9 protein-coding genes are annotated in these 11,140 nt (G+C 73.7%); 8 read left to right on the top strand and 1 reads right to left on the bottom strand.

Annotated elements, in window-relative coordinates; all coding sequences use genetic code 11:
- Positions 1-22: 22 nt before the first annotated feature.
- Positions 23-2,311, bottom strand: a complete 2,289-nt coding sequence (locus tag GA0074704_RS29175; protein WP_088970987.1) for a beta-1,3-glucanase family protein — start codon at positions 2,309-2,311, stop codon at positions 23-25.
- A 274-nt stretch (positions 2,312-2,585) separates the two neighbouring features.
- On the opposite strand from GA0074704_RS29175, the gene argC reads away from it, so the two are divergent.
- From argC to argH, 8 genes are read left to right on the top strand one after another with little or no spacing between them, the layout of a single operon-like run.
- The gene (gene argC / locus GA0074704_RS14375; RefSeq protein WP_088970988.1) at positions 2,586-3,587 is read left to right on the top strand and encodes an N-acetyl-gamma-glutamyl-phosphate reductase; all 1,002 of its coding nucleotides are present in this window, start codon (positions 2,586-2,588) and stop codon (positions 3,585-3,587) included.
- Positions 3,584-4,756, top strand: a complete 1,173-nt coding sequence (gene argJ, locus GA0074704_RS14380) for a bifunctional glutamate N-acetyltransferase/amino-acid acetyltransferase ArgJ (protein ID WP_088970989.1) — start codon at positions 3,584-3,586, stop codon at positions 4,754-4,756. The genes argC and argJ overlap by 4 nt, the downstream gene beginning before the upstream one ends.
- 58 nt (positions 4,757-4,814) lie before the next feature.
- Positions 4,815-5,756 (top strand): acetylglutamate kinase, encoded by a 942-nt coding sequence (gene argB / locus GA0074704_RS14385; protein WP_088970990.1) that lies wholly within the window; start codon positions 4,815-4,817, stop codon positions 5,754-5,756.
- Positions 5,753-6,970, top strand: a complete 1,218-nt coding sequence (locus GA0074704_RS14390) for an acetylornithine transaminase (protein ID WP_088970991.1) — start codon at positions 5,753-5,755, stop codon at positions 6,968-6,970. The genes argB and GA0074704_RS14390 overlap by 4 nt, the downstream gene beginning before the upstream one ends.
- Positions 6,967-7,896 carry an ornithine carbamoyltransferase gene (gene argF / locus GA0074704_RS14395; protein WP_088970992.1) on the top strand — a complete coding sequence of 310 codons (930 nt, stop codon included), beginning with the start codon at positions 6,967-6,969 and terminating at the stop codon, positions 7,894-7,896. The genes GA0074704_RS14390 and argF overlap by 4 nt, the downstream gene beginning before the upstream one ends.
- A complete protein-coding gene (locus GA0074704_RS14400) occupies positions 7,893-8,408 on the top strand; it encodes an arginine repressor (RefSeq protein WP_088970993.1) in 516 nt (171 codons plus the stop codon). Before argF ends, GA0074704_RS14400 begins: the two co-directional genes overlap by 4 nt.
- Entirely contained in the window at positions 8,405-9,610 is a 1,206-nt protein-coding gene (locus GA0074704_RS14405) for an argininosuccinate synthase (protein ID WP_088970994.1), read from the top strand. The genes GA0074704_RS14400 and GA0074704_RS14405 overlap by 4 nt, the downstream gene beginning before the upstream one ends.
- 14 nt (positions 9,611-9,624) lie before the next feature.
- On the top strand, positions 9,625-11,088 hold the full coding sequence (argH, locus tag GA0074704_RS14410) for an argininosuccinate lyase (protein WP_088970995.1): 1,464 nt from the start codon (positions 9,625-9,627) through the stop codon (positions 11,086-11,088).
- Positions 11,089-11,140 lie beyond the last annotated feature (52 nt).

The raw sequence follows: 11,140 nt of genomic DNA on the forward strand, positions 1-11,140 counted from the left end.
GGGAAGGGGCCCCTGTCGACGCTCAGCCGGTGTACGGCAGGACGATCCGCGACGAGTCACCCACGCCCAGGCTGGTCGGGGTGGTGCCGATGGCGTTCCAGACCTCCACCTGCACCGTGCCGTTCACCAGGTCGCCCAGCGTTCCGGTCGCCGAGGCGAGCCCGCGGCCCTGGGTGTACGTCTCCCATCCGGTGACCGGGTCGGTGGCGAAGTAGTCGTACGTCTCGATCCGGTCGAACCGGCCGTCGCCGGTCAGGTCGTAGGAGACGCGGACCTGGGTGCCGTTGCCGACGCCGGTGCCCGCGTCGACGGTCAGCGTGAACGACGTCGTGCCGCCGGCGTACCGGGCGGTCAGGTTGGTGGCCCGGTAGGTCCGCGCGTCGTGCGGGGTGCCGATCCAGCTCCCGTTCGCCGCGCCGATCGTGGCGGTGGCCGTGCCGGCCGGTCGCGCGTTCAGCATGCCGGGCTCCTGGAGGAGGAGCTGGGCGCCGAACGGGCTCATGGTCGGCGTCGGGCTCACCGTCGTGGTGACGGTGGGCGTGGGGGTCGGACTGCGTTCGGGGTCGACGAACGGCAGCACGAGCTTCGAGGTGTCACCGACGCCGACCGTGGTGGGGGTGCCGCCGATGGCGTTCCAGACCTCGACCCGTACGGTGCCGCCGACCAGGTTGCCGAGGGTGCCGGTGGCGGTGCGCAGGCCCTGGGTCTCGCGGTAGTGCTCCCAGCCGACGACCGGGTCGAGGGCCTGGTACCGGTAGGTCTCCACCCGGTCGTGCGTGCCGTCGCCGGTCAGGTCGTAGGAGATCCGGGCCTGCACGCCGTCGCCCACGCCGGTGCCGGCGTCGGCGGCCAGGTCGAACGCGGTCGTCCCGCCGGCGAAGTCGAGGGTGAGGCCGGTGGCGGTGAAGACCTGCGGGTTGGTGGGCGTGCCGTCGTGGTTGCCGTTGGCGGCGGCGAGGGTGACGCTGCCGGCCGGGCCGCCGCTGCGGTCCAGTGCGCCGCCGGTGCGCAGGTACCAGGTGGGGCTGGGCTGCGGGCCGGGTGAGGTCGACGGGGTGGGCGAGGTCGACGGGCTGGGGCTGGCGGTGGGGCTCGGCGGGGGGCTGGTCGGGCCGCCGTCGGGTCCGAACGGGCTCAGGTCGATGCCGGCCGCGCGCGGGTCGCCGTCGTGCACCAGCGACTCCTGGTTCTGTACGTCGTCGAAGGCGAACCCGTACGCCTTGCCGTCCACCATGTTCGCGTGCACGATCCGCGAGTAGTGGTTGGTGAGCGTGCCCTGGTAGAAGTCGGCCGGGCCGCCGGAGGGCTGCACGTCGCGGGTGCCCAGCGTGGAGCGGTGCAGGGCCGCGCAGAGCGTCCGGGCGATCGGCCCGACGACGAGGTCGTTGGGGGCGGCCAGGGCGCCGTCGCAGTCCCACACGTCCGAGCTGGACGGCTTCTGGAACGTGGCGACCTGCCGCCCCGCCCCGTCGGTGAAGGTCATCGTCGTGCCGCTGGTCCGGCCGAAGTACTTCACGTCGGGCTGTTCCAGGAAGGGCGTCACGGTCAGTGTCTTCGTGGCGTACGCGTTCCAGGCCGAGGTGATGTACGGGTCGAGGTAGCCGGCGCCGAACAACCCGGCGTCGGCGGCCTTGCCGGGGGAGAGGACCCGCAGCACGGTGCCGTCGGCGCGGGTCTGCACGGTGCCGCCCCAGCCGGGCTGGGCGCGTACCGCGTCGATGACCCTGCTCCGGCCGTCGTCGACGAGGGTGCCGGTGCGGCGGGTGGCGCCGTCGGCGCCGGTGACGCTGACCGTGTGCGGGACGGCGAACATGTCGACCTGTGAGCTGTTGAGCCAGAGCCCGGAGTCGTTGTAGGTGAACTCGGACCAGTCGAAGAGGATGTCGCGGTTCAGGTCACCGGGGGCCCAGGGGGCGGGCTGGACCAGTCCGTCGGGGGTGAGGAAGAACGTCAGCTTCTCGCCGAAGGAGAAGTAGATCCGGCCGGAGATGTTGCGCGGCACCTTGAGCACGGTGCTCGCGCCGAGTGCGGGGCCGGGGATGGACACGTCGGGCGCCGGGGTGGGGGGCAGGCCGCCGGCCGGCCAGGGCGTGAATGTCCCGCCGGCGTCGACGTAGCCGAGCCGGCCGGAGTTCAGGTCGACGCCGAGGACGTACAGGTGCACAGCATCGGCTCGCCCGGTGTTGTTGGTGACGGTGAACGGCAGCTGGCCCGGGCCGACGGCCCGGGCCAGCGTCGCCGCGCCGACGGAGGCGCCGACGGCGAGCACGAGCGCGACGAGGGCGCCCGTCAGTCTTCTGCGGATTCGCAACGCGTACTCCTTGTCCGCCGCCGGCCGGATCCGGGGCGGGCGTGGTGGTGGTTTTCGGGGTGGTTGATGGCGTACGCCCTGAAAAGAAAGCCCGGAGAGCGCTCTCTCAGCATCGGACCCGGATGGGCTCCTGTCAATGCGGCAGAAGGGTTTCGGCGGGACGGCGGGGAGCGTGGCGGGCGTCACGGCCGCAGTTTCATGCAGTGCAACGTATGACCTTGCATCAGTCGACCGGCGCGACTAGCCTTCACTGCATAGTCATGCGGAGGTGGGTATGGGCATTCGAGTCGCGGTAGCGGGAGCGAGCGGTTACGCCGGCGGGGAACTGCTGCGCCTGATCGCCGGTCACCCCGAGTTCGACCTGGTCGCCGCCACCGCCCACGCCCAGGCCGGCCAGCCGGTCGCCGCCGTACACCCGCAGCTCACCGGCCTGGACCTGGTCCTCGACGCCACCGAACCGGCCACCCTGGCCGACGCGGACCTGGTCTTCCTGGCCCTGCCGCACGGCGCGTCGGCGACGCTCGCCGCGGCCCTGCCCGAGACCGTCAAGGTGGTCGACCTCGGCGCCGACCACCGGCTGCGCGACCCCGACGCCTGGGCCCGGTACTACGGTGGCGCGCACGCGGGCACCTGGACCTACGGCCTGCCCGAGCTGCCCGGGCAGCGGGCGGCGATCGCGACGGCGAACCGGGTCGCCAACACCGGCTGCTACGCCGTGGCCACCACCCTCGCCCTCGCCCCGCTCATCGCCGCCGGCGCGGTCTTCCCCGCCGACCTGGTGGTGGTCGCCGCCTCCGGCACCTCCGGCGCCGGCCGGGCCGCCAAGCCCCACCTGCTCGGCAGCGAGGTGATGGGCGACCTGTCGCCCTACAAGGTCGGCGCCCATCAGCACGTGCCGGAGATCAAGCAGGCGACCGGGGCGACCAGTCTCTCCCTCACCCCGGTGCTCGCCCCGATGCCGCGTGGCATCCTCGCCACCGTCACCGCCGTGCCGACCGGGGACACCGACCCGCGCGAGGTCCTGGCCGAGGCGTACGCGGACGCGCCGTTCGTGCACGTGCTGCCCGAGGGGACGTGGCCGCACACGGCTGCCACCGCCGGCTCGAACACCTGCCACCTCCAGGCCACCGTCGACGCCGACTCCGGCCGGGTGATCGCGGTCAGCGCGATCGACAACCTCGGCAAGGGTGCCGCCGGCCAGGCCGTGCAGAACGCCAACCTGATGCTCGGCCTCCCCGAGACCACCGGCCTGTCAGCCTTCGGAGTCGCACCATGACCGTCACCACCCCCCGGGGTTTCCGGGCCGCCGGCGTCGCCGCCGGGCTCAAGGCCAGCGGCGCGGCCGACGTCGCGCTGGTCGTCAACGACGGCCCCGACGCCACCGTCGCCGGCGTCTTCACCGCCAACCGGGTGAAGGCCGCGCCGGTGCTCTGGACCCAGCAGGTCGTCCGGGGCGGCGTGGTTCGCGCCGTGGTGCTCAACTCCGGCGGCGCGAACGCCTGCACCGGCCCGGCCGGCTTCCAGGACACCCACGCCACCGCCGAGCACACCGCCGCCGCCCTCACCGGCAGCAGCCCCCGCCGCCGGCTCGGCGCCGGCGAGGTCGCCGTCTGCTCCACCGGCCTGATCGGCGAGCGGCTGCCCATGCCGAAGCTGCTGCCCGGCGTACGCACCGCCATCCGCGGGCTGTCCCGCGACGGTGGCGCCGCCGCCGCCGAGGCGATCATGACCACCGACACCCGGCCCAAGACCACCGTGGCCAGGGGCGCCGGCTTCACCGTCGGCGGGATGGCCAAGGGCGCCGGAATGCTGGCCCCGGCCATGGCGACCATGCTCTGCGTGCTCACCACCGACGCGGTGGCCGGGCCGGAGGCGCTCGACGCGGCGCTGCGGGCCGCGACCCGGGTCACCTTCGACCGGATCGACTCCGACGGCTGCATGTCCACCAACGACACGGTGCTGCTGCTGGCCAGCGGCGCCTCCGGCGTGGAGCCGACCGAGGACGAGCTGGCCACCGCGGTCACCGCCGCCTGCCACGACCTGGCCCAGCAGCTGATCGCCGACGCCGAGGGCGCCACCAAGCAGATCGCCATCGAGGTGGTCGGTGCGGCGAGCGAGGACGACGCCGTCGAGGTGGGCCGCTCGGTGGCCCGGAACAACCTGGTCAAGACCGCCCTGTTCGGCAACGACCCGAACTGGGGCCGGATCCTCGCCGCCGTCGGCACCACCACCGCCGCCTTCGAACCCGACGCGCTGGACGTCGCCGTCAACGGGATCTGGGTGTGCCGGGGCGGCGCCGCCGCCGAGGACCGCGCCAAGGTCGACCTGACCGGGCGGGACGTCACCATCCGCATCGACCTGCACGTCGGCGACGAGACCGCGACGGTCTGGACCAACGACCTGTCGCACGCGTACGTGCACGAGAACTCGGCGTACTCGACGTGAGCGCGAGGAACGCAGCGAAGCGGAGTCCCGCAGTCGCGAACGAAAGGCAGGCTCGAGCATGAGTCTCTCCGCGGACCTGGCCCGGGCCCAGGCGAAGGCCGAGACCCTGATCGAGGCGCTGCCCTGGCTGGCCGACTTCGCCGGCGCCACCGTCGTGGTCAAGTACGGCGGTAACGCCATGGTCGACCCCGACCTGCAGCGCGCCTTCGCCGCCGACATGGTCTTCCTCCGCTACGCCGGCCTCAAGCCGGTCGTGGTGCACGGCGGCGGCCCGCAGATCTCCGCCATGCTGGGCCGGCTCGGCATCGCCAGCGAGTTCAAGGGCGGCCTGCGGGTGACCACGCCGGAGGCGATGGACGTGGTCCGGATGGTGCTCGTCGGGCAGGTCGGGCGGGAACTGGTCGGCCTGATCAACGCGCACGGCCCGTTCGCCGTCGGCCTCTCCGGCGAGGACGCCGGGCTCTTCACCGCGGTGCGCCGCTCGGCGTACGTGGACGGGGAGCCGGTCGACGTCGGGCAGGTCGGCGACGTGGAGTCGGTGGACGGCTCCGCGGTGACCGACCTGATCGCGGCCGGCCGGATCCCGGTGATCTCCACGGTCGCGCCGGACGCCGACGGGGTGCTGCACAACCTCAACGCCGACACCGCCGCCGCCGCGCTGGCCATCGCCCTTCAGGCCCGCAAGCTGGTCGTCCTCACCGACGTCGCCGGCCTGTACGCCGACTGGCCGGACACCTCCAGCCTGGTCAGCGAGATCAGCACCGACGACCTGGCGAAGCTGCTGCCGTCCCTGGAGTCCGGGATGGTCCCCAAGATGGAGGCCTGCCTGCGCGCGGTGCGCGGCGGCGTCCCGGCCGCGCACGTGGTCGACGGCCGGGTCGCCCACTCCACGCTGCTGGAGGTCTTCACCTCGGAAGGATTCGGAACGATGGTGAGCGCGAGGAGCAAGCTTGCGAGCCCCGCAGTCGCGACCGGAGAGGGCTCGGTGATCGGGTCATGAGCGGCCTGGTGGAGCGCTGGGGCGCGACCATGATGGACAACTACGGCACCCCGCCGCTGGCGCTGGTCGCGGGCTCCGGCGCCGTGGTCACCGACGAGGCCGGCCGGGAGTACGTCGACCTGCTCGGTGGCATCGCCGTCAACGCCCTCGGCCACGCCCACCCCGCCGTGGTGGCCGCCGTGTCGAAGCAGGTCGCCACCCTCGGGCACGTCTCCAACCTCTTCGTCGCCGAGCCGCCGGTGGCCCTGGCGGAGCTGCTGCTGGCCCTGGCCGGCCGGCCCGGCCGGGTGTTCTTCGCCAACTCCGGCGCGGAGGCCAACGAGGCGGCGTTCAAACTCTCCCGACTCACCGGCCGCAGCCACGTGGTCGCCGCCACCGGCGGTTTCCACGGCCGCACCATGGGTGCCCTGGCGCTCACCGGCCAGCCGGCCAAGGCCGACCCGTTCCGCCCGCTGCCCGGCGAGGTCACCCACGTCCCGTACGGCGACGTCGCCGCGCTGGAGGCGGCGGTCACCGACGCCACCGCGATGGTGATCCTGGAGCCGATCCAGGGCGAGAACGGCGTGGTCGTCCCGCCGGCCGGCTACCTGGCGCAGGCCCGCCGGATCACCGCCGCGCACGGCGCGCTGCTGGTCCTCGACGAGGTGCAGACCGGGGTGGGCCGCACCGGCCACTGGTTCGCCCACCAGGCCGAGGGCGTGGAGCCGGACATCGTCACCCTGGCCAAGGGGCTCGGTGGCGGCCTGCCGATCGGCGCCTGCCTGGCCTTCGGCCAGGCGGCCGACCTGCTCGGCCCCGGCTCGCACGGCACCACCTTCGGCGGCAACCCGGTCAGCTGCGCCGCCGCCCTCGCCGTCATCGCCACCATCGCCAACGAGGGGCTGCTCGACCACGTCAAGCGGGTTGGGGAGCGGCTGCGCCGGGGCGTCGAGGCGCTCGACCACCCACTGGTCGCCGGCGTACGCGGCGCCGGGCTGCTGCTCGGCGTCGTGCTCACCGCCCCGGCCGCGACCCCGGTGGCGAACGCCCTGCGCGAGGCGGGTTTCCTGGTCAACCCGGTGCAGCCGGACGTGGTGCGGCTCGCCCCGCCGCTGATCCTCACCGCCGGGCAGGCCGACGCCTTCCTCGCCGCCCTCCCGGCGGCCCTCGACGCCGCCACGCCGGCCGACCTCGCCCCGGCCGCCGCCCCGACGACGATGGAGACGAGCGCGTGATCCGGCACTTCCTGCGCGACGACGACCTCACCCCGGCCGAGCAGTCGAGCGTGCTCGACCTGGCCGCCCGGATGAAGGCGGACCGGTTCGCGTACCAGCCGTTGGCCGGGCCACGGTCGGTGGCGGTGCTCTTCGACAAGCAGAGCCTGCGCACCCGGTTCTCGTTCGACGTGGGCATCGCCGAGCTCGGCGGCCATCCGCTGGTGGTCGACACCCAGGTCACCCACTTCGGGCGGGGGGAGACCCTCGGCGACGCCGGCCGGGTGCTGTCCCGCTACGTCGCCGCGATCGTGCTGCGCACCCACGGCGACGACCGGATCGCCGAGGTCGCCGCGCACGCGACCGTGCCGGTGGTCAACGCGCTCACCGACGCGTACCACCCGTGCCAGCTCCTGGCCGACCTGCTCACCGTCCGGGAGCGGTTCGGCGCCACCGCCGGGCGGACCCTCGCGTACGTCGGGGACGCGGCGAACAACATGGCCCACTCGTACCTGCTGGCCGGGGCGACCGCGGGCATGCACGTCCGGGTCGCCGGGCCGGCCGGCTTCCAGCCCGACCCGGAGATCGTCGCCCGGGCCGAGAAGATCGCCGGCGGCACCGGTGGCTCGGTGCGGACGCTCACCGACCCGGTCGAGGCGGTCCGGGGCGCCGACGTGGTGGCCACCGACACCTGGACCTCGATGGGGCAGGAGTCCGACGGGCTGGACCGGCTCACCCCGTTCCGGCCGTACCAGGTGGACGCCGCGCTGCTCGGTCACGCCCGGCCGACGGCGATCGTGCTGCACTGCCTGCCCGCCCACCGGGGCGAGGAGATCACCGACGAGGTGCTCGACGGGGCGCGGAGCGCCGTGTTCGACCAGGCGGAGAATCGCCTGCACGCCCAGAAGGCGCTGCTGACGTTTCTCCTGGAGGCATCCACCCCATGACCGCCCCGCTGAACCGTGCCGCCCGGCACGCCCGCATCGTCGAGCTGATCCGCGACCAGGCGATCCACTCCCAGACCGAGCTGGCCGACCTGCTCGCCGGTGACGGCATCCAGGTCACCCAGGCCACCCTGTCCCGGGACCTCAAGGAGCTGGGCGCGGTCACCGCGCGCGGCGGCGACGGGCGGGGCGTCTACCTGATCCCCGAGGACGGCCACCGGCCGCTGCGTGACGCCGAGGCCGCCCCGGCCCGGCTGGTGCGGCTGCTGCGCGAGCTGCTCAACGGGGTCGACGCGAGCGGCAACATCGCCGTGTTGCGTACCCCGCCGGGCGCAGCCCACTACCTGGCCAGCGCGTTGGACCGGGCGGGCCTGCCCCAGATCGTCGGCACCATCGCCGGCGACGACACCATCCTCGTCGTGGCCCGCGCGGCCGACGGCGGGGCCGCGCTCGGCGACCAGCTCGCCGGGTGGGCCCGCCGGGAAGACAACGTTGAAGGGAGCACCACACCATGACCGAGCGGGTCGTTCTCGCCTACTCCGGGGGTCTCGACACCTCCGTGGCCATTCCGTACCTCGCCGAGCAGACCGGCGCCGAGATCATCGCGGTGGCGGTCGACGTCGGGCAGGGCGGCGAGGACCTGAACGCCATCCGGCAGCGGGCGCTGGACTGCGGCGCCGTCGAGTCCGAGGTGGTGGACGCGCGCGACGAGTTCGCCGCCGACTACTGCCTCCCGGCGATCCGGGCCAACGCCCTCTACATGGACCGCTACCCGCTGGTCTCCGCGCTGTCCCGGCCGCTGATCGTCAAGCACCTGGTGGCCGCGGCCCGCAAGCACGGCGGCACCATCGTGTCGCACGGCTGCACCGGCAAGGGCAACGACCAGGTCCGCTTCGAGGTCGGCCTGGGCGCGCTCGCGCCCGACCTGAAGATCGTCGCCCCGGCCCGGGACTTCGCCTGGACCCGGGACAAGGCGATCGCCTTCGCCGAGGAGAAGGGCCTGCCGATCGACGTGTCGGCGAAGTCGCCGTACTCGATCGACCAGAACCTGTGGGGCCGCGCGGTGGAGACCGGCTTCCTGGAGGACATCTGGAACTCGCCCATCGAGGACCTGTACTCGTACACCTCCGACCCGGCGCAGGAGCGCGACGCCGACGAGGTCGTGATCACCTTCGACGCCGGCGTGCCGGTCGCGGTGGACGGCGAGACGGTCACCCCGTACCAGGCGATCCTGGAGCTGAACCGGCGTGCCGGCGCCCAGGGCGTCGGCCGGCTCGACATGGTCGAGGACCGGCTGGTCGGCATCAAGAGCCGCGAGGTGTACGAGGCCCCCGGCGCGATCGCCCTGATCACCGCCCACCAGGAGCTGGAGGCGGTGACCGTGGAGCGGGACCTGGCCCGGTTCAAGCGCGGCGTGGACCAGCGCTGGGGCGAGCTGGTCTACGACGGCCTCTGGTTCTCCCCGCTCAAGGACTCGCTGGACGCGTTCATCGACGACGCCCAGCGGCACGTCACCGGCGAGGTGCGGCTGACCCTGCACGGCGGGCGGGCCACCGTCACCGGCCGGCGCTCCGAGGCCAGCCTCTACGACTTCGGCATGGCCACCTACGACACCGGGGACACCTTCGACCAGTCCCTGGCCAAGGGTTTCGTGCAGCTGTGGGGCCTGCCCAGCAAGATGGCCGCCGCGCGGGACGCCCGGCTGGGTGGCTCCTGAGCATGGGCACCACAATGGGCGGCGTGGACGACAAGAGCCTGACCGAGAACAGCGCCGCCACCAACCGGACGAGCCTGTGGGGTGGCCGGTTCGCCGGCGGCCCCGCCGAGGCCCTGGCCCGACTGTCGGTGAGTGTCCAGTTCGACTGGCGCCTCGCCCCGTACGACATCGCCGGGTCCCGGGCGCACGCCCGGGTCCTCGCCGGCGCCGGCCTGCTCGACCCGGAGGAACTCGGGAAGATCCTGGCGGCGCTGGACGACCTGGAGGCGGCCTGCGCCTCCGGGCAGTTCCGCCCCACCGTGGACGACGAGGACGTGCACACCGCCCTGGAGCGGGGCCTGCTCGAGCGCCTGGGCAGCCTCGGCGGCAAGCTGCGCGCCGGCCGGTCCCGTAACGACCAGGTCGCCACCGACCTGCGGCTCTATCTGCGCGACCACGCCCGGGGCGTGGCCGCCCGGCTGGTCGAGCTGGCCGAGGCGCTGGTCGAGCAGGCCGAGCGGCACGTGGACACGGCCGCGCCCGGGATGACCCACCTCCAGCACGCCCAGCCGGTCACCTTCGGGCACTGGCTGCTGGCCCACGTGCAGCCGCTGCTGCGCGACCTGGAACGGCTGCGGGACTGGGACCACCGGACGGCGGTCAGCCCGCTCGGCGCGGGCGCGCTGGCCGGCTCCGGGCTGCCGCTGGACCCGGTGGCGGTGGCCCGGGAGCTGGGCTTCCGGACCTCGTTCGCCAACTCGATGGACGCGGTCGCCGACCGGGACTTCGTCGCCGAGTTCCTCTTCACCACCGCCATGGTCGGGGTGCACCTGTCCCGCCTCGGCGAGGAGGTGGTGCTCTGGACCTCGCACGAGTTCGGCTGGGTGGAGCTGGACGACTCGTTCGCCACCGGGTCGTCGATCATGCCGCAGAAGAAGAACGCGGACATCGCCGAGCTGGCCCGGGGCAAGTCCGGCCGGCTGGTCGGCGGGCTGATGAGCGTGCTCACCATGCTCAAGGGTCTGCCGATGACCTACGACCGGGACATGCAGGAGGACAAGGAGCCGGCCTTCGACGCGGTCGACACCCTGGAACTGCTGCTGCCGGCCCTGGCCGGGATGATCTCCACGATGACGGTACGGGTGGACCGGCTGGTCGCCGCCGCGCCGGTCGGCTTCTCCCTCGCCACCGAGGTCGCCGACTGGCTGGTCCGCAAGGGCGTGCCGTTCCGCGACGCGCACGAGATCACCGGGAAGCTGGTGGCGCTCTGCGTGGCCCGGGAGTGCGCCCTCGACGAGGTCTCCGACGAGGACCTGGCCGCGGTCAGCGAGCACCTCGACCCGTCGGTGCGCGACGTGCTCTCGGTGCGGTCGGCGCTGGCGGCCCGCACCACCCCGGGCTCGACCGGCCCGGGGCCGGTGGCCGAGCAGTTGGCCGCCGCCGCGGACAAGCTGGCCGGCTGGCGGGAGTGGGCCGCCGAGCGGGTCGTACCCCGCTAGGGCTCCGACGGCACGACGCGGCGCGCGGGACGGTCCGCGCGCCGCGTAGCCG

Origin of the sequence: Micromonospora siamensis (genome assembly GCF_900090305.1) — a bacterium.
GTDB classification, from domain to species: domain Bacteria; phylum Actinomycetota; class Actinomycetes; order Mycobacteriales; family Micromonosporaceae; genus Micromonospora; species Micromonospora siamensis.